The organism is Micromonospora citrea (genome assembly GCF_049629545.1).
Classification (GTDB): domain Bacteria; phylum Actinomycetota; class Actinomycetes; order Mycobacteriales; family Micromonosporaceae; genus Micromonospora; species Micromonospora citrea_A.
Map to the genome: position 1 here is coordinate 75939 of NZ_JBNADX010000020.1, position 18737 is coordinate 94675.

An 18737-nucleotide genomic window follows, 5' to 3' on the forward strand; every position below is an offset into this window, starting at 1 on the left:
GCCGCGACCCCCCTTCCTGCCTGGGAAGGGGGGTCGTCCGCGTGGGGCACGGATGGCGCACGCCCCGGCCACGTGATCCTCGCGCCGGAGGGCCGCACCCGCCTGACCGCACCCAATTCCGGGTACCGCGAACCGCGCGGCCCCAGAGCATCGCCGGCAGCGGCTACCGGACGGCCGCAGCCGCCCGCTCTCCGACGTCGGCGCTCGCCCCGGCCGGGCTGCGGGGCTCGCGGATCAGCACCGCGACCAGGGCCGCGACCAGAGCCGCGATCCCGGCCACCGTCAGCCCCCACTGGACCCCCGTGGTCAGCGCCCGGTCCACCAGCGCCGCCACCGCCGGATGACCCGTGGTGCTCACGTCGCCGTCCTCGGCGAAGAGCCGCCGGGCCAGTTCGGCGGAGTCGGCCCGGGACAGGCCGGCCGCCCCGGCCCCGTCCGCCACCACCCGGCGGAAGCCGTCGGTGACCAGCGCACCCAGCACCGCGATGCCGATCAACGCGCCGATCTGTTGTCCGGTCTCCCCGGTGGCCGACGCCAGGCCCGCCCGCTCGGGCCGGACGCTGCCCATCAGCGCGCTGTTGACCGGCGGGATGACCAGGCCGATGCCGGCGCCGAAGAGCACCAGCAGCGGCCACCACCCCCGGTACGGGTCTGCGGTGTCCACCCTGGCTAGCAGCAGCAGCGCGACGCCGATGAGCAGCGCGCCGCCGCACACCGGCACCCGGGCGCCCACCCGTCCGGCCAGTAGCCCGGCCAGCGGGGAGGTCACCATCACCGCCGTCATCGCCGGCAGGAACCGCACCCCGGCCTGCGCCGCGGAGTACCCCTGGACCTGCTGGAGGAAGAGGCTGACCAGGAAGAACGAGGCGTACATGCCGAACGCGACGAGGCCGATCACCACGGTGCTGGCGGAGAACGTGGCCGACCGGAACAGCTCCAGGTGCAGCATCGGATGCGCCGAGCGACGCTCCACGGCCAGCAGCGCGACCAGCGCCACCACGGAGACGACGAGCAGCCCGATGATCATCGGTGAGCCCCAGCCGTACCGGCTCCCCTCCACCAGGGCGTAGGTGAGCGTGCCGAGCCACAACACCGCCAGGACCTGACCGGGCAGGTCGACCACCCGGCGCAGCGGGCCGTCGGGGCGGGCGGTGCCGTCCCGCCCGAGCAGCACGCGGGCGCCCAGCACCAGCGCCAGCGCGCCCACCGGCAGGTTGACCAGGAACACCGAACGCCACCCGAATTGGGCCGCGAGCATGCCGCCGAGCACCGGACCGAGCAGCAGGGCCAACGCCGACACCCCCGACCAGATTCCAAAGGCCCGCGCCCGCTCCCGGGGCGTCGGGAAGGTGTGCGTCAGGATCGCCAGCGTCTGCGGGGTGACCAGGGCCGCCCCGAGTCCCTGCACAACCCGACCGGTCACCAGCGCCTCCACCGTCGGCGCGGCGGCGCAGACCGCCGAGCCGGCCGTGAAGGTCGCCAGCCCGGCGAGGAACATCGGCGCGCGTCCGATCCGGTCGCCGAGGCTGCCCGAGGTGAGCAGCAGCGCGGCGAAGACCAGGACGTACCCGTCGGCGATCCATACCAGCCCGGTCAGGTCGGCGTCGAGGTCGGCGCGCATGGCGGGCAGGGTGAGGCTGATCGCGGTGCTGTCCAGCAGCGCCATGAACAGGGCCAGGCAGACCACCACCAGGACGGCGGTGCGGGACGGCGCGGATGGCGCCGGCGTGGTGACCACGGTGCTCCTGTCGTCGTCGGGAGGGCGGTGGGGCCGAGACCCGCCCCGAGCCGGCGACGCTGCCACGGCCGGCCGGCCCTCACCAGCCGAAGGGCGACGCGCCGACCGGACTGCCCGACCGGGCAGCCCTGTCCCGCCCTCGTGGCCGCGCCGTACGGCCGCTTCCCGTATCCACGGGCCGGCATAGCGTCGGGCCGAGGAGGCGAGATGTCCGAAGAGCAGATCCACCGGGCGGCGGCCAACGAGAGCCCGTACCCGCCGCCGCGCGCGGTCCTCGACGCCGTCACCGCGGCGGCCACCCGGGTCAACCGGTACCCGGAGGTCTACCCGACCGCCCTCGCCGAGGCGATCGCCGCGCACCACGGCGTACCGGTCGACCACGTCGCGGTCGGCGCGGGCGGCGCCGGCCTGATCCAGCAGATGCTGCACCTGGTGGCCCGGGGCCGGCGGCGCGGGGAGGCCCTCTTCGCGTGGCGCTCCTTCGAGGGGTACCCGCTCATCGCCGAGGGGATGGGCGTGCCGGTGCGGCGGGTCCCGCTGCGCGGTCACCATCACGACCTGGACGCGATGGCGAAGGCGGTGCGCCGGCGGACGAAGCTGATCTTCCTGTGCAGTCCGAACAACCCGACCGGCACCGCCATCGGCCAGGCCGACCTGGACCGTTTCCTGGACCGGGTGCCTCGGCGGGTCTTCGTCGTCCTCGACGAGGTCTACCGGGACTTCGCCACCGATCCGGCGACCGCGGACGGCCTGACCACCCTGCCCCGGCACCCCAACCTGGTGGTGCTGCGCAGCTTCTCCAAGTCGTACGGACTGGCCGGTCTGCGCGTCGGGTACGCGATCGGGCACCCCGGACCCGTCGCCGGGCTGCGGGCGGTGACGATGCCGTTCCTGGTGCCCGAGGTGGCGCAGGTAGCGGCGATCGCCGCGCTGGCCGCGGAGCCGGAATACGCGGCCCGCCGTCGGGCGCTCGCCGCCGAGCGGGAGCGGATCACCCGCGCGCTGGTCGCCACCGGGATGCCCGTGCCGCCCAGCGAGGGGAACTTCATCTGGCTGCCGCTGGGCGAGCGGAGCGCCGGGTTCGGTGCCGCCTGTGCGGCCCAGGGTCTGATGGTGCACACCTTTCCCGGTGAGGGCGTGCGGGTCACCATCGGCACGCCGGAGAGCAACGACCTGCTGCTGCAGGTGGCCGGCACGGGCGGGTTCGTCCGTTCCTGATCGCCCGGGGCGCCGGACGGCCGGTCCTCGCCGGCCGCCCGGCGCCCCCTGTCACCCGGCCACCAGGTCCGCCGCCGCCGGCCGGACGGTGAGCTTGCGGGCCAGTACGGTGAACGCGTCGACGACCCGCTCCAGGTGTTCCGCGGTGTGCGTGGCCATCACGCACAGCCGTAGCTGGGCCCGGCCCCGGGGCACCGCCGGGTAGAGCGCGACATTGACGTAGACACCGTGGTCGTAGAGGAATCGCCACGTCCGGGCGGCGGTCATGTCGTCCGGTGCGGGCACCCGCAGAATGGGGGTCTGCACCTCGACCCCGCTCTCCCACACCGGTGCCGGCGCCACGTCGAAGCCCAGCTCGGTCAACGCGACCCGCAGCCGGGCCGCGTTCGCCGCCAGGCGTTCGCGGCGCTCCTCGCCCTCGGCGGACCGCGCGATCTCGATGCCGGCCAGCGCGGCGCCGAGCCCGCCGGCCGGGGCCGCCGCGGTGAACATGAACGCGCGCGCCTGCACCCGCAGGAAGTCGATCACGTCAGCCGGTCCGGTGACGAAGCCGCCACTTCCGCCGAGCGCCTTGGAGAGGGTGCCCATCCGCAGGTCCACCCCGTCGGCGAGCCGGGCGAGCGCCGCGACACCCTGTCCGTCCGGGCCGAGCACCCCCACGGCGTGCGCCTCGTCCACGAGCAGCCGGGCGCCGTACCGGCGGGACAGGCCCGTCACGGCCACGATGTCGGAGAGGTCGCCCTGCATGGAGTAGACCGTGTCGACCGCGACCAGGACGCCCGCGTCCGTGCTGCTGGCCCGGCGCAGCAGCGTCTCCAACCGGTCCATCCGGTTGTGGCGGAACGCCAGCAGCCGTCCCCGGGCCAACCGCGCCCCGTCCACGATGGACGCGTGGTCGGCGGCGTCGCAGAGGACGACGTCCCCGTCGCCGACCAGCGCGCTGATCACCCCCAGGTTGGTCGTGTAGCCGGTGCCGAAGACCAGCGCGTCCTCCTCGCCGAACCAGTTCGCCACCGCGTCCTCGACCCGCAGGTGCAGTTCGGTGGTGCCGTTCATCAACCGGGAGCCGTTGACCGACGTGCCGTACCGCAGGTTGGCCTGGTGGGCCGCGGAGGTCAGCCGGGAATCCCCGGACAGGCCGAGGTAGTTGCTGGAGCCGAGGTTCACCCGCGGGACGCCGCCCATCATGGTCACCGCCGTCGGCGGCCCCTCCGCCACCCGGAAGTAGGGGAGTAGGCGCTGCGCCTCCAACTCCTGTCGGAAGGCGTACGACTCGTACGCGCGAACCTTGGCGAAGAGGTCTCCACTCATGTCGTCATGCCACACGGGTGACGCCCGTTGTCCGATCCCCGGTCAACCCGACAACCGGCCACCCCAACCGTGCAGGTTGCCGTCACCCTTCGGTGTGCTCCGGGTGCGCTGTCCGCACAGGTTGTGACGCGGCCGGCGCGTGACCGGCAACGTCCTGTCATGCCGATGGAGCGCAGGGCATCAGGGCCCTACGTCTGTTGGGCGAGCAGCTGCCATCCGCGTTCCTGCCAGGGCTCGTCCCGGCGTCGGAGTGCCGCGGCCCGATCTTCGGCGGTGGACCGTGCGAGCGTGGCGTCGTCGGCGCTCATCCAGCCGTCACGGCAGGACTGTTCGTACTCGTCCCAGTCCTCGATCTCGACCCGCAGATCCCGCTCGTGCAGCACCGGGTCCAGTTCGAGATCGATGTACCGCCAGCCTGCTTCGGTACGCTCCGGCGGGAGGCACACGTCGATCTCAAGGCGTCGATCGGCAGGGTCGGCGACCCACCATGCCACCCAGGGGCGGTCCACCGTGAGCAGCACCACGACGGGTATCGGAAGGGCACCACGGTCGTGCGGAGCGCCCCACGGTGAACCGGACGGGCCTCGCAGCCACGTCCCGTCACGGTCCTGGAGAACTTGCTCGAGGTCGAACCAGAAGACGCCTCCGGGACGTTTGATCTTGTACAGGCGGATGTTCCTGCTGTCCTGAACCTCGCCCACAGGAGCACGCTAGAGGCAGACGGAGTACGCCGCGCCCGGCGCACCATGCCTCGTCCAATCTGCCGCGGGTCACCCTGCCGGCCACCACGGGGGCTGCCAGCCTCCCGGAGGGCCGCGGGCTCACGCGTGCCCGCCCACGGTCACCGCGCCGAGGACCAACCGCGGTGTGCACTCCACGATCTCTCCGATACGTTCCACCCGGTCGCCGAGTCCCCGACGCTCGGCGTCGGTGAGCGGGGTGAGCGCCTCGACGGTGACGTCCAGCCTGCGTCCGGAGCGGCGTCCGTGCCACACGCCCGCGACCGTGCCGTTGATGAGCAGTACCGGAAAGTTGCCGGCCTGACCGCCGGCGAGCGCGCGTTGCGCGGCAGGTCCCGGGAAGAGCAGTTCACGCGGATGGCAGCCGACGGTGTACGCGTCGAAATATGGCAGGAGCCGCACTCCGTGCGGCTCGGTGGCCGGCGGCGCGGTGTCGCCGGCGCGGACCCAGGCGGGACGGCCGTCGACCTCGACCTGTTCCAGTTCGCCTGCGAGGGAGTCGAACAGTGCCGTCGCCCAGCGGCGCGGCGCGGCCAGCCACTGCGCGAACTGCTGCGGTGTGGCGGGGCCGTAGGCGTGCAGGTAGCGCCGGACCAGGCCGGCGAGGGCCTCGGAGGCCGGGGCCGGCTGGAATCCGGGCAGCCACCGCCGGGGGCTGGTGTAGGTGACCATCCGCCCGCGGTTCGGCCCGAAACACAGTGCTCCGCGGTGCGCGGCCAGATGCGTCACCTGCCGCCAGCGCGGCCACATGCCGCCGAAGGCGGGCAGCACCGGGTCGACGGCCCAGGAGCCGGTGCGGGCGGCCACCTCGGCGCCGAGTTCGTCGACGGTCAGTTCCGCGTCGGCCAACGCCGCCGCGATCGCGGCGACGACCTCGTCGGTCTGGCCGGGAGTCAACCGCACGTCGGCCGACATGGCGGGGGAGGACGGTGGGATCGCGCCGAGCGCGCCGGCCCACAGCGGCAGCTCACGGGTCGGCAGCAGATGCACCGTGCCCCGCGGTCCGAACGTCTTGACCAGGCTCCGCTCGCGCCACAGCGCATCGCCCACGTCGACCCGGGTGGCACCGGGGACGCGCAGCCCGATCGACACCTCAGCAGCGGACAGCACCTGAGCGTGCGCGCCGCACATGGCGGCGACGACGTCGACCGGTGTGCTCCCGGGTGCCGTGGCGGACAGCCCGTGCCGTTCGAGTCGGCGGGCACACACGTCGGACCAGGACAGCCTCGGCAGGGGCGAACGGTCGGTCATCGCGCGAATCTCCCGATGTCGTCATGAGTTCCTGCTGCTGATCGTGCGGGCACCGCGCCGGCCTGGCGGCCCGGACCCGCCCGGCCCGGGTCGGTGAGCCGGCTGTCCCTGTTCGCTGCCGTCGGCGGAGGGCCAGACGAGGACGCGGCGGGTCAACCGGCGAGGTCGACCGTGCGGGTGGCGCGGTTCAGGTGCGTGCGTAGCTGGTCGTCGGTGGGTTCGACGAGGAAACTCCCGTCGGGCCACCGCAGGGTGGGGACGCGTCGTTGCCCTTGCTGTAGCCCACGGACGAACTCGGTCGCGGCCCGGTCCTCGTCGAGGTCGACGTAGTCGTACGCGATGCCGGCGGTGTCGAGCAGGGCGCGGCTGCGTCGGACGTCGGGGCACCAGCCGGTGCCGTACACCACCAACTCGGGCTCGGCGTCGTCTCGGTGCGCAAGGTCTCGGGTGGCCATGACGATCTCCTGAAGTCGTTCGGACGGAAGGTATCCACATCTGCCGGCATCGGAGCGTGGCCGGCGCCGCGGCGTACGTGACGCTCAGTCGGCGAGCCGGTAGCCGGCCCGCTCCACCGCCGCGCGCACGTCAGTGATCTCCAGTGGGTCAGCACTGATGACGGTGATGGTTCCGGCGGCCACGTCGATCTCCTCGGGTTACGGACGTTCCGCTGCGACGGCGCGTCAGGGTGGCCGACATCGGCCGTGCCGCTCCCGGTCGAACGGATGCTCGACAATACCCCTCCCCCGTATTTGCACTCAAGCCCTCAGGGCCGCAGCTCTCGCTGCGATGAAGGGTCGACAACTTGACATTCCATACGGGTGCGGGGTATCAATCTTGCCGTTACCTATACCCCCTAGGGGTACCGAAGGAGTGGTCGCCATGTCGTCCGTCTCGAAGCGGTGGTGGGCTCTCGGCCTCATCGCCCTCGCCCAGTTCATGGTCATCATGGACACCTCGATCATTGGTGTCGCACTACCACGCATCCAGGCGGATCTCGGCTTCTCACCGGAGAACCTGTCCTGGGTCTTCAACGCCTACGTCGTCGCGTTCGGTGGCCTGCTCCTGCTCGGCGGCCGGCTGTCCGACCTCCTCGGCGCCCGGCGCGTGTTCGCCGCCGGCTGGCTGGTCCTTCTCGTCGCCTCAGCGGTCGCCGGGCTCGCCGACACCGTCGCGGTGGAGTTGGCCGCCCGCGCCGGACAAGGTGTCGGCGCGGCGCTGATCGCCCCGTCGGCGCTCACCCTGCTGATGATGCTCTTCGGCGCCGAGCCGAAGGAGCTCACCCGGGCTCTCGCCCTCTACGGCGCCGCCGCACCGGCCGGTGGCACCGCCGGCGTCTTCCTCGGCGGCGTCATCACCGAATACGTCAGCTGGCCCTGGGTCTTCCACATCAACATCCCGATCGCGGCCCTCGCGCTGCTGGCCACTCCGGTGCTGATGCCCGCCGGCGGCAGGCGCCGCGGCTCGCTGGACGTCCTCGGCGCCCTGACGGTGACCGTCGGTCTGGGTGCGGCCGTCTACGGCATCGTCCGGGCCCCCGAGGTCGGCTGGGCCTCCGGGCAGACCTGGCTGGTCCTCGCCGGAGCCGTCGTCGCTCTGGCCGCGTTCGTCGCCATCCAGGCGGCCCGACGCGAGCCGTTGATGCGCCTGTCGATCTTCCGCGCGGCGAACCTCGCCGCGGCCAACGTCGCCCAACTGCTGCTCGGTGCGGCCTGGATCCCGATGTGGTTCTTCCTCAACCTCTACCTGCAGCAGGTGCTCGGCTACAGCGCCTTCCCCAGCGGGGCCGCCCTGCTGCCGATGACGATCCTCATCATGGTCGGCATGATCGTGCTCGCCCCGCGGGCCATCGCCCGGTTCGGCCCGAAGCCCATGGTGGTCACCGGCCTCGCGGTCCTCGCCATCGGGCTCGGCTGGCTCGCCCTGGTCCGCCCCGACGGCTCCTACGCCGTGGACGTCCTGCCCGCCTCGTTGGTCGCGGCGTTGGGCATGTCCCTGGCGTTCATTCCGTCGCTCGGCACCGCCATCTCCAGCGCCCGCCCCGAGGAGGGTGGCCTCGCTTCGGGCATCGTCAACACCAGCTACCAGGTCGGCTCCGCGCTCGGCCTGGCCGCCATGACCGCCCTGGCCTCCGCCGCCGGCGCCGACCGGCTCGGCGACCTGCCCGCCCTCACCGACGGCTACTCCGCCGCGTTCGTCGGCGCCGGAACCATCGCCGCCGCGGGCGCCGTCATCGCCGGACTCACCCTGCACACGGCGAAGCGGCAGCCGGCGGAGGCTGTCGAGCCCGACAAGGAGCGGACCCGGGTCGCCGGAGGGCAGTGACTTCACGGTCCCGGTTCGTCGGCCGGTGGGGCAACCATTCTCTGGTCGCCCCGCCGGCTCCGGCGTCCCCGAGCGCCTGACGTCGGACAGGTCGGGGCGCGGCGAGCGGAGATCCGCAGTGGACCCCGGGGGAGCGAGGCGGTCGGGATCCTGCGCGCAGTGAACCGGGGGAACCGGCAGCGCCTTCTCCGACGCCCTCCGGACCGGGTCCGTTCGGGACGAGGGCTAGCGACAGCGGTGAATATTTGACAGTGTGACGCTGGCAGCGTGATCGCGCCAAGTGGCGACACGCACGACGTGAGGGGATGCCGTGCGTAGACCTTCCCGAATCCGATCACTCACACTCGCGGGCGCAGCGATCCTGCTCGCCGTGATGTCATCTCCCGCCCACGCACACGAGCCGTGGGACGACGGGGCCGTGCCGCCGCCCCCGCCCAGCAGCCCCGCCGACGGCTACAGCCGCGACATGCACCTGCTCTCCACCGCCACCCACACCGGCGGCGTCAACTCCGACCTCGCCTTCTCCGGCGACCTCGTGTTCGCCGGCCACTACGGCGGCTTCCGCATCATCGACATCTCCGAGCCGGGCGAGCCGGTGGAACTGGCCGATGTGCACTGCAACGGCCCCCAGGGCGACGTGTCGGTCTGGGGTGACCTGCTGTTCCTGTCCGTGGACACCCCGCAGAGCACGCCCGGCTGCGAGGGGTCCCGCAATGTCACCGCCTCCACCCCTGGCGCGTGGGAAGGGGTGCGGGTCTTCGACGTCAGCGACCCGAGCACGCCGCGGTTCCTCCAGGCGATCCGCACCGACTGCGGCTCGCACACGCACACCCTCGTTCCGCGACGTGACGGTGGCACCTACATCTACGTCGCCTCCTACCCGCTGAGCGCCAGCGCCATCGGCCCGGACTGCCGAGCCCCGTTCGAGCGGATCTCGGTGATCGACGTGCCGGGCGACGACGCCACCGCCGGCCTCGCCGCGGAGGTCGTCGCCGAGCCCACCATCAAGGGAATCGACCTGTACCCGGGTGCCTCGGGCGACTTCTTCGCCTGCCACGACATCCAGGTGCTGACCCCGCGCAACCTCGCCGCCGCGGCCTGCCTCTCCCAGGGCCAACTGTGGGACATCAGCAACCCCCTGGCACCCCGGGTGAGCGCCGACATCGACACGCCGGACGTCGACATCTGGCACAGCGCCGCGTTCACCCACGACGGGAAGCACGTCACCTTCGGCGACGAGTACTTCGGCCCGGCACAAGAGCCGTTCGGCGCGCTCTGGACATACGCGGTCGACGACCCCCGCACGCCGCTGAGCCACCTGCGCATCCCGCGCGCCGAGCCCAGTACGTACCACAACTTCAACTACGTGCCGGTCGCCGGGCGCAACATCCTGGTCTCCTCCGCGTACGCCTCGGGAACCTCCGTGGTCGACCTGACCGACCCGAGCGCCCCGAAGGAGATCGCCTTCTACGACATGCGCTCCAACCAGTGGTCGACGTACTGGTACAACGGCCTGATCATCGCCAACGACATCTCCCGGGGGGTGGACGTGATCCGGTTCAGCGGCCGTGAGACCGCTGGCGCACGCCACCTGCCGATGCTGAACCCGCAGACGCAGACGTTCCTGCTCGACTGACAGTGCTGCCGCAAGCGGGCGGGCGCCGACGGCGCCCGCCCGCTTGCCTGTCCCGGACCCGTTCCGGGGAATCGGGCCAGGCGGACGGCCGCCAGCCACCATGCTGACGGTGGACGAATTCCTACCGCAGAGCGAGGACCAGCTGCACGGCTGTTCTCAGAGTTGCTCGGTGCGCTGCCGAAGCGAGTTGAAGACCTTCTGCGGCACGTGCAGCCGCTGGTCGGCGAAGAGTTCCCGCACCTCGTCGAAGGAGGCGTCCGGGTCGCGGGTGATCGCGGCGATCTGGTCGAACAACGCCAACTGCTCGTCGTCGAGCTGCTCGTCGGGACCGGGCTGGGCGCCCCAGACGTCCCACGGCAGCAGTTCCACCTTGTTCAACGCGGCGAGGTCGCGTACCAGGTCTCCCGCGACGAACCACAGCCCGCGCATGCCGGCCAACTCGATGCCGAACAGCTCGGGGTCGACGCCGCCGGTGCGGCAGCGCTGCCAGGCGTCCCCGGCGACGAGGAACGCGTCGCGAGGCACATCCAGGTTGTCGTGCGGGAAGGAGAGCTTGGCCTGCCAGACCTCGTCGATCTGCGCGTCGACCAGCACCCACCGCTCCTGGTCGGTGTTCCAGTACTCGCAGACCCAGTGGTCCTCGAACTTGCCCGGAATGAAGTAGGCGCCGAAGCCGCACCGGGCCCGGGCCGGCACCCCGTTGGCCCGCAACAGCGACACGAGCAGCAGGGTGTAGTGGTGGCACCGCCCGGCCAGCCGCCGCCCGGCCGGACGCTCGGCGGTGAGCGGCCGGTTGTCGAGGGCCAGGATCTGGTCGAGCTTGCGGTCCACGGGTCGGATGTGGATCTCGTCGCGGCGCTCCTCAGGGATCTCCGCTCCGTAGAAGTCTCCCGCCACCGCGTCGTACACCACGAGGTGCTGGACCGTGCGGACCAGCGCGTCGAGGTCCGTGGGCAGCCCGTCGAAGGTGGCGAGGTGGCGTCCCACCGAGCTCATCTCCGACGGTCGCGAGTAGAACTCGAGAATGTGCCGATCCATGAGCCCGACTCCTTGCAGTCTCGTCTCGAGGGCGCGCCGCGGTTCACCGGGCCGATGCGCTGAACCGGAGTCGACCGGAGCCGGACCGGGCCGGGGCCGAAGTGGACCGAAGCGCGGGCACGATCTGGATCGTACCCAAATGAGACCTTACTCCCGATCGATGCCCCGCGGGGGGATTCGGGGCGCGGGTCGCCGCCGTGCCGAGCGCAGGCGTGCCGATTTCCATCGTCACCGGCCTCACCGCAGCGCGACGACTCCACCACGCTGTGTTGCGCACGGCGGTGATACCCCACAACAAGTCGTCCTACACAGGGACGAGCATGGACGATCGACGCAATCCGCAAGATGCCGTACTCGAACGGCGAATGGCACGGTGGGTACAGGGTCCACCACGATGGGAGGCCACCAGCCATGCACGCGATCGTCCTGGTTGGCGGGAAGGCCACTCGCCTCTGGCCACGTACCCGGTCACAGCCGAAGGCACTCGTCAAAATTGGGCAGTACCCGATCCTGGAGATCATCATCCGGCGACTGCGGGACTGCGGGTTCGACCGGATCACCCTGTGCATCGCCCACCTCGGCGAGATGATCAGACGGGAGTTCGGCGACGGTCGTCACCTCGGCGTCACCGTGGACTACTGCACCGAGGAACGCCCGCTCGGCACCGCCGCGCCACTGCACCTCGTACCGGACTGGACGACGCCGGCGGTGGTGATGAACGGCGACATCCTCACCACGGTGGACTTCGCCGACCTCTATCGACGCCACCGGACGAGCGGGAACCTGCTCACGGTGGCGTTCCACCAGAGCGTGCTGTCCGCCGGCGTCGGCGTACTGCAGGTGAGCGACGGACAGGTCCAGCAGATCTGGGAGAAGCCGCACGTCGAGTGGAACATCAGCGCCGGGATCTACGTGGCCGACCCGCAGGTGCGCGACTACATCCCGCGCAGCGACGCCGCGGACATGCCCGGCCTGATCAACGCCCTGCTCGCCGACGGCAGACAGGTGACCGGGTACGGCTTCAGCGGGCAGTGGCACGACATCGGCACGCCGTTCCGCTACCAGAAGGCGATGAAGGAGTTCCTCGCCCACCCCGACCGGTACCTCAAGCCGGGCGCGTCGCGGCAGTCCAACCGTTCCGGACACCAGGTCGAGGTCGCCCTGGAGCCGGACGGGGACCGGCTGTCCGTCGCCGAACTGTCGCCGTGGAGCTGACCACGATGGCGCTGGATCCGTACACCGACGGCGTCCGGCGGCTCATGTCCGCCGCGTACCCCGATGTCGGGGGCGTCGTGACCGACGCCGTCGACGCCCGCCGCCGCCACGAGCGCGCCCGGTTCCCCCGCGGCCCGAACGTCGGCGAGGTCCGGGACATCGTCATCCCCGGCACGCCGGACGTGCCGGCCCGCGTCTACCGGCCGAAGGAGGCCGGGGCGAACCCACCGGTCGTGGTCTATCTGCACGGCGGCGGATTCGTCCTCTGCGACCTCGACTCGCACGACGGGATCTGCCGCATCCTGGCCGACGGCACGCCCGCGATCGTCGTCTCCGTCGACTACCGGCGCGCGCCCGAGCACCCGTACCCGGCCGCGGTCGACGACGCGTTCGCCGCGGTGCGCTGGGTGCACGCGGTCGGCGCGGCGGCGCTCGGCGGTGACCCGGACCGGATCGCCGTCGCCGGCGACAGCGCGGGTGGCAACCTCGCCACGGTGTGCTGCCTGCGAGCGCGCGACACGGGCGGCCCACCGATCCGCTTCCAACTGCTCGTCTATCCGGTGACCGACTGCCTCGCGGACTGGTCCGACGACCCGGACGGGCAGCTGATGACCAGCCGACACATGCGGTGGTACGTCGAGCAGTACCTGTCCGATCGCGCGCACGGCGAGCAGGCGTACGCCTCACCGCTGCGCGCCGAGAGCCTCGCCGGACTGCCGCCGGCATTCGTGCTGACGGTGGAGCACGACCCGCTGCGCGCCGAGGGCGAGGCGTACGCCGCCCGGCTCGCCGCCGAAGGCGTGCCCGTGCGGACGCACCGGGTGAGCGGGCTCTTCCATGGCGCGTTCGGCCTGGGCGCGGTGCTGCCGGCAGCGCGACGGTGCGAGGAACTCGCGTGCGACGCGCTACGCGCGGCACTGACCGAACCGCACGACTCGACCGACCCCGAGGAGGGACAGATGAGCCAGCCGAGAAGGGCGGGGAGATGAACCCGCACAACGATCCGGGACCGGTCGCCGTCATCGGGCTCGGCTACGTCGGACTGACGTTGGCGGTCTCGCTGGCCCGGGAGGGGACACCGGTCATCGGCGTGGAGGCCGACCCGACGGTCCGCGCCGCGCTGGCGCAGCGCCGCAGCGTCCTGTTCGAACCCGGCGTGGAGGACCTGCTCGCCACCCTTCCGGCCGACCGGTTCACGGTCACCGACCGGCTGCCCGACACCCCCGTGCGCGCGGTCGTCATCTGCGTCGGCACCGCCGTCGATCCGCACACCCGGCTGCCCGACCTGCGGCACCTGGAGGCCGCGGTGCAGCAGATCGCCGCCCACCTGGACGAGGAGACGCTGGTGGTGCTGCGCAGCACGGTGCCGGTGGGCACCACGCGCAGCCTCATCCTCGCCCGGCTGCGGGAGCGGGGGATCGCCCGGCCCCTGCTCGCCGTCTGCCCGGAACGCACCATCCAGGGCCGCGCCCTGACCGAACTGGCAGCGCTGCCCCAGGTCATCGGCGGCGTCGACGACCGATCCGCCCGCCGGGCGGCCGATCTGTTCAGCCGGCTCGCCCCCGACCAGGTGATCGTGTCCGACCTGGAGGCGGCCGAGATGGTGAAACTGGTGTGCAACGCGCACACCGACCTGATCTACGGATTCGGCAACGAGGTGGCGCTGATGGCGCACTCACTCGGCGTCGACGCCCACGAAGTGATCGACGCGGCCAACCTGCGCTATCCCCGGCCCGACCTGTCCCGGCCCGGCTTCGTCGGCGGCAGTTGCCTGACCAAGGACCCGTACCTGCTGATGCACGCCGCAGGCCAGGCCGGCTACCACCCGCCGATGGTGGCGGCGGCGCGGACCGTCAACGAGCAGGTGCCGCTGTTCGCCGTCGAGCAGGTGCTCGACGGGCTGGCCGCGACCGGACGTGACGCCGCGCAGGCCCGGGTGCTCGTCTGCGGCATCGCGTACAAGGGCTCGCCGGTGACCGACGACACCCGCGGCTCGGCGTCGGTCGAGGTGGCCCGGGCGCTGCGCGGCCGGGTGGCGGAGCTGCGCGGGCACGACTTCGTGGTGGCGCCCGAGCGGATCAGCCGGGCCGGGTTCTCGCCGGTCGGCATCGACGACGGGCTCACCGACGCCGACGCGGTGCTGCTGCTGGTCGACCACCCGGGCTACCGGGAGGTGCTGGGCCACCGCGTGCTGCGGGAGCGGCTGCGCCTGCCGGCGGTCGTGTTCGACATGTGGGGTGTGCTCGCCGAGGAGTTGGCCGGCGCCGAGGACATCGACTACCGACGCCTGGGCGTGGCCGGATGGACGCTCGGCAGGCCCGTCGCGGTGTAGCCCACGCCCACGGCACGACCCCGCCGCAGCGGGCGACGGGCACCCGAGGCGGACGCGACCCGACGAGGAGGACGGAACATGACGGCGCTGGAGGAGGTCTCCACCTACCTGCCGCCGGAGACGACGCCGATCGCGCAGATCCTGACCGAACTCGACCACAGCCCGGCGCAGATCGGGCTGTACCAGCGCTACTACGGCTTCGCCGAGGTCCGCAGGGACTCCGGGGCCGCGGTCGGCGACCTGCTGCTGGCCGCCGCGCGCAAGCTGGAACACCTGCGTGGCCGCGAGGAGCGGGTGCGCTACCTGGCGTACGCCCCGACGATCCAGCTCGCCGCGCCGTACCCGACCGACGTCCTCGGCCAGGTACGCGACGCGCTCGGCCTGACCCACGCCGCCGCGTTCTCGCTGACCCAGCACGCGTGCGCGTCGGCCCTGCTGGCCGTGGACGCCTGCGGAAAGCTGCTGACGGCCGACGGTGACCCCGACGCGCTGGCGCTGGTGCTCGCGGGGGAGAAGACGTTCACCCGGGTCACCCGGGTGATGCCGAACTCGGCCGTGATGGGGGAGTCGACGGCGGCCGTGCTCATCCGCCCCGGCGGAGGCCCCGACCGGGTGCTCGGGTACGCGACCCGGACGTACAGCGAGTTCCACGTCGGCCCCTTCGAGCCGCCCGACCTGGCCGCGCGGTTCGACGAGCTCTACCCGGCCGCGCTGGCCGAGGTGATCGAGGCCGCCCTGGACGCGTCCGGACTGACCGCCACCGACCTGACGCTCGTGCTGCCGCACAACGTCAACAAGATGTCCTGGTACCGGGTCGCCCGCATGATCGGGCTGCCGGTGGACCGGATCCTGCTCGACAACGTGCCCGTGCTCGGACACTGCTTCGGCGCCGACCCGTTCATCAACTACCGGACCGCGCAGGCACTGGGGCGGCTGCGTCCCGGCGACCCGTACCTCATGACCTCGGTCGGCGTCGGCGCGACCTTCTCGGCGATGGTGTTGCGGCGATGACCGAGGACTTCCGTACGACACTGCGCACCGCGGTGACCGGCCGGCCCGACACCCCGCTGGTCCTGCTCGGCAACTTCGAGGTCGAGGACGAGTGGGCCCGCACGGAGCGGGGCCTGCCCCGGCTCACCGTGGGTGGCTCCGGCCGCGCCGTGGTCAACCGGATGGACGAGTTCGCGTTGCTGCTCGCGGCCGAGGGTGACCGGGTGGTGCTCAAGGCGGCGCCCGACCCCGACCATCTCGCCCAGTTGGCGGAGCTGGGCCTCACCCTGCCGCACATCCTGGTGCCGCGTGCGCAGGATCCGCAGCGGACGGTCAGCGCCGACGCGCTCGCCGACGACGCCCTGCTCGCGACGCTCGGCACGCTGGGCGACGCCGGTTTCCGGCTCGCCCCGCACGGCGTCTCCGCCGTCGAGGAAGAGCTTGCCGGTCGGGCGGGGCTGCCGTTGGCCGCGCCGTCCGCCGCGACCTGCAAGGCGGTGAACAGCAAGATCTACAGCCGCCTGCTCGCCACCGACCTCGCGCTGCGGCAGCCGCCGGGCCGTACCTGCGTCACCCTCGACGAGCTGGCGGACGCGCTCGCCTGGGCCGCCCGGGTGATCGACGCGGGCGGCCGGGTGGTGGTCAAGGACGCCTTCGGGGTGTCCGGCAAGGGCATCACCGTGGTCGACACCGGCCGCCGGCTCGACCAGGTGGGGCGGATGGTGCAGGCACGGGCCGCCCGCAGCGGCCGCACCGACGTGGCGCTCGTGGTCGAGGAGTGGGTGGCCAAGCGCACCGACCTGAACTACCACTTCGTCGTGGGCCGCGACGGATCGGTGAGCTTCGACTTCGTCAAGGAGGCACTGACCGACAACGGCGTGCACAAGGGTCACCGCTTCCCGGCACGCCTCACCGCGACACAGGTCGGCGAGCTCGTCGCCGCCGCCGAGGCGATCGGCGGGCGGCTGGCCCGCGACGGCTACTTCGGTGTCGTCGGCGTGGACGCCATGGTGGACCCGGACGACGGCCTGTACCCGATCGTCGAGATCAACGCCCGCAACAACATGTCGACCTACCAGACCGTGGTGCAGGAGCGGCTGGTGCCGCCCGGCGCCGAGGTGCTGGCCCGGCACTACCCGCTGCGGGTGCCCGAGCCGCTGCCGTACGCGACCCTGCGCCGGCTGCTCGACGGTGTCCTGCTCACCCCGGGCGACCGGACGGGCCTGGTGGTGACCGCCTTCGCCACGGTCAACGCCGCCCCGCCGGACGGCCGCCTGTACGCCCTGCTCGTGGCCGACACGACGGTGCGGCTGGCCGCGCTGGACGCCGAGGTCACGCGCCGCCTGACCACCGTCACCGAGGAGACGAGATGATCGATCACGCCGCGCTGGCCGATGAATACGGCACCCCGCTGTTCGTCTACGAGGCGGACAGCCTCGCCGCGCAGTACACGGGCCTGCGGCAGCGGCTGCACCCGGCGGTGGACGTCTTCTACTCGCTCAAGGCCAACCCGAACCTGGCGATCTGCGGCTTCCTGCGCTCGCTCGGCGCCGGCGCCGAGGTGTCGTCGCTGCTCGAACTGACCACCGCGCGGGAAGCGGGCGTCCCGCCCCGCGACATCGTCTTCCCCGGTCCCGGCAAGAGCCGGGAGGAGATCGCCGCCTGCCTGGACGAGGAGATCTACGCGATCATCTGCGAGTCGTTCGAGGAACTGGAGCTGGTCGACGAGCTGGCCCGGGAACGAGGCATCCGGGCCCGGGTCGCGCTCCGGGTCAACCCGGCCTTCGCCGTCAAGGGCTCCGGGCTCACCATGGGCGGCAAGCCACGGCAGTTTGGCATCGACGAGGAGCAGCTGTTCGCCCTGCCCGGTCTGCGTCTGGCGCACCTGCGGGTGGTCGGTGTGCACGTCTACCTGGGCACCCGGATCCTCGACGAGACGGTGATCGCCGAGAACACCCGGCGCATCCTGCGGCTGGCCGAACGCCTCGCCGCCCACCTGGACTTCCCGCTGGAGTTCGTGGACGTCGGCGGCGGGCTCGGCGTGGCCTACTTCGACGGCGAGCGCGACCTGGCCGTGGACCGCCTCACCGACCTGGTCAACCCGGTGATCGCCGAGTTCCACGACCGGCACCGCGACACCCGGCTGATCATGGAACTGGGCCGGTACCTCGTCGCGCCGGCCGGCACCTACCTGGTCCGGGTGCGGTACGTGAAGACCTCGATGGGCGAGCGCTTCGCGGTCACCGACGGCGGCACCCACCAGCACATGGCGGCGGTCGGCATCGGCTCGTTCGTCAAGCGCGACTTCCCGCTGCGGCTGGTGGGCCGGCCCGCCGACGGCCCCACCGCACGGTGGACGGTCACCGGCCCGCTGTGCACACCGAACGACACCCTGGCCCGGGCTGCCGAGCTGCCCGACCTGCGCCGGGGTGACCTGCTCGGCGTGCTCCGCTCCGGCGCGTACGGCCCGAGCGCCTCGCCGACGCTGTTCCTCGGACACGGCCATCCGGCCGAGGTCCTCGTGCGAGACGGCGTCGGGCATCTGATCCGGCGCCGCGACCAGGTGGCGGACCTGCTCCGCCAGCAGAGAAGCCTCGTCACCACGGGAGGAGACACACGATGACGACAGCCGACATGGACCGGGGCCGGCTCGCCGAGCGGACGGTCAGGGTGTTGGCCGGCGTGGTGCAGCGCGACCCGCAGACGCTGCACCAGGACACCCGGCTCTTCGCCGACCTCGGTATGGACTCGACCAACGCGCTGGAGCTGTTGATGACGCTGGAGGACGAGTTCGGCTTCGAGTTCGACCCCGAGACGCTCGAGTCGCGGCACCTGGAAACCGTCGGTTCGCTCACCGACTACATCGTCGAGCAGGCGGGTGGTTGAGCGGGTGTACGTCACCGGGGATCATGCGCGTCCGCAGGCACACCGACCCGCCTCGGTCCA

Annotated in this window: 16 protein-coding genes; 10 read left to right on the plus strand and 6 right to left on the minus strand. The window is 72.2% G+C overall.

Going from position 1 to position 18737, the window contains the following annotated elements:
- Window positions 1-163: 163 nt before the first annotated feature.
- Window positions 164-1738 carry an MFS transporter gene (locus tag ACPFP2_RS20985; protein WP_424090871.1) on the minus strand — a complete coding sequence of 525 codons (1575 nt, stop codon included), beginning with the start codon at window positions 1736-1738 and terminating at the stop codon, window positions 164-166.
- 207 nt (window positions 1739-1945) lie between these two features.
- On the opposite strand from ACPFP2_RS20985, the gene ACPFP2_RS20990 reads away from it, so the two are divergent.
- Window positions 1946-2956 (plus strand): histidinol-phosphate transaminase, encoded by a 1011-nt coding sequence (locus tag ACPFP2_RS20990; RefSeq protein WP_424090872.1) that lies wholly within the window; start codon window positions 1946-1948, stop codon window positions 2954-2956.
- Between the two features lie 51 nt (window positions 2957-3007).
- Here the strand turns inward: ACPFP2_RS20990 and ACPFP2_RS20995 are convergent, their stop codons facing one another.
- From ACPFP2_RS20995 to ACPFP2_RS21010, 4 genes are all read right to left on the minus strand, one after another.
- Window positions 3008-4267, minus strand: a complete 1260-nt coding sequence (locus ACPFP2_RS20995; protein WP_424090873.1) for an aminotransferase class I/II-fold pyridoxal phosphate-dependent enzyme — start codon at window positions 4265-4267, stop codon at window positions 3008-3010.
- A 188-nt stretch (window positions 4268-4455) separates the two neighbouring features.
- Window positions 4456-4968, minus strand: coding sequence for a DUF402 domain-containing protein (locus ACPFP2_RS21000; protein WP_424090874.1), 513 nt, complete (start codon window positions 4966-4968; stop codon window positions 4456-4458).
- 120 nt (window positions 4969-5088) lie between these two features.
- Window positions 5089-6258, minus strand: a complete 1170-nt coding sequence (locus ACPFP2_RS21005; protein ID WP_424090875.1) for a winged helix DNA-binding domain-containing protein — start codon at window positions 6256-6258, stop codon at window positions 5089-5091.
- 152 nt (window positions 6259-6410) lie between these two features.
- A complete protein-coding gene (locus tag ACPFP2_RS21010; RefSeq protein ID WP_424090876.1) occupies window positions 6411-6713 on the minus strand; it encodes a glutaredoxin domain-containing protein in 303 nt (100 codons plus the stop codon).
- Window positions 6714-7137: 424 nt separating this feature from the next.
- Here ACPFP2_RS21010 and ACPFP2_RS21015 point away from each other — a divergent pair, with 424 nt between their 5' ends.
- Window positions 7138-8580, plus strand: coding sequence for an MFS transporter (locus ACPFP2_RS21015; protein WP_424090877.1), 1443 nt, complete (start codon window positions 7138-7140; stop codon window positions 8578-8580).
- Window positions 8581-8953: 373 nt separating this feature from the next.
- Window positions 8954-10216, plus strand: coding sequence for an LVIVD repeat-containing protein (locus tag ACPFP2_RS21020; protein ID WP_424090878.1), 1263 nt, complete (start codon window positions 8954-8956; stop codon window positions 10214-10216).
- A 156-nt stretch (window positions 10217-10372) separates the two neighbouring features.
- Here ACPFP2_RS21020 and ACPFP2_RS21025 read toward each other — a convergent pair whose 3' ends face one another.
- Window positions 10373-11254: a transglutaminase domain-containing protein gene (locus tag ACPFP2_RS21025; RefSeq protein WP_424090879.1), complete on the minus strand. Its 882-nt coding sequence runs from the start codon at window positions 11252-11254 to the stop codon at window positions 10373-10375.
- 411 nt (window positions 11255-11665) lie between these two features.
- Between ACPFP2_RS21025 and ACPFP2_RS21030 the strand changes: the two genes are divergently transcribed.
- The 7 genes from ACPFP2_RS21030 (at window position 11666) to ACPFP2_RS21060 (ending at window position 18677) form a co-directional block, all read left to right on the plus strand.
- Window positions 11666-12469, plus strand: a complete 804-nt coding sequence (locus tag ACPFP2_RS21030) for a sugar phosphate nucleotidyltransferase (RefSeq protein ID WP_424090880.1) — start codon at window positions 11666-11668, stop codon at window positions 12467-12469.
- Between the two features lie 5 nt (window positions 12470-12474).
- Complete coding sequence (locus ACPFP2_RS21035) at window positions 12475-13458, plus strand: alpha/beta hydrolase (RefSeq protein WP_424090923.1); 984 nt, start codon at window positions 12475-12477, stop codon at window positions 13456-13458.
- Window positions 13455-14801 carry a nucleotide sugar dehydrogenase gene (locus ACPFP2_RS21040; RefSeq protein ID WP_424090881.1) on the plus strand — a complete coding sequence of 449 codons (1347 nt, stop codon included), beginning with the start codon at window positions 13455-13457 and terminating at the stop codon, window positions 14799-14801. Before ACPFP2_RS21035 ends, ACPFP2_RS21040 begins: the two co-directional genes overlap by 4 nt.
- A gap of 78 nt (window positions 14802-14879) precedes the next feature.
- On the plus strand, window positions 14880-15812 hold the full coding sequence (locus ACPFP2_RS21045) for a 3-oxoacyl-[acyl-carrier-protein] synthase III C-terminal domain-containing protein (protein WP_424090882.1): 933 nt from the start codon (window positions 14880-14882) through the stop codon (window positions 15810-15812).
- Window positions 15809-17164 (plus strand): ATP-grasp domain-containing protein, encoded by a 1356-nt coding sequence (locus tag ACPFP2_RS21050; protein ID WP_424090883.1) that lies wholly within the window; start codon window positions 15809-15811, stop codon window positions 17162-17164. Before ACPFP2_RS21045 ends, ACPFP2_RS21050 begins: the two co-directional genes overlap by 4 nt.
- Window positions 17161-18414 (plus strand): type III PLP-dependent enzyme, encoded by a 1254-nt coding sequence (locus ACPFP2_RS21055; RefSeq protein ID WP_424090884.1) that lies wholly within the window; start codon window positions 17161-17163, stop codon window positions 18412-18414. The genes ACPFP2_RS21050 and ACPFP2_RS21055 overlap by 4 nt, the downstream gene beginning before the upstream one ends.
- Window positions 18411-18677 (plus strand): acyl carrier protein, encoded by a 267-nt coding sequence (locus ACPFP2_RS21060; RefSeq protein WP_424090885.1) that lies wholly within the window; start codon window positions 18411-18413, stop codon window positions 18675-18677. The genes ACPFP2_RS21055 and ACPFP2_RS21060 overlap by 4 nt, the downstream gene beginning before the upstream one ends.
- The last annotated feature ends 60 nt before the right edge of the window (window positions 18678-18737 follow it).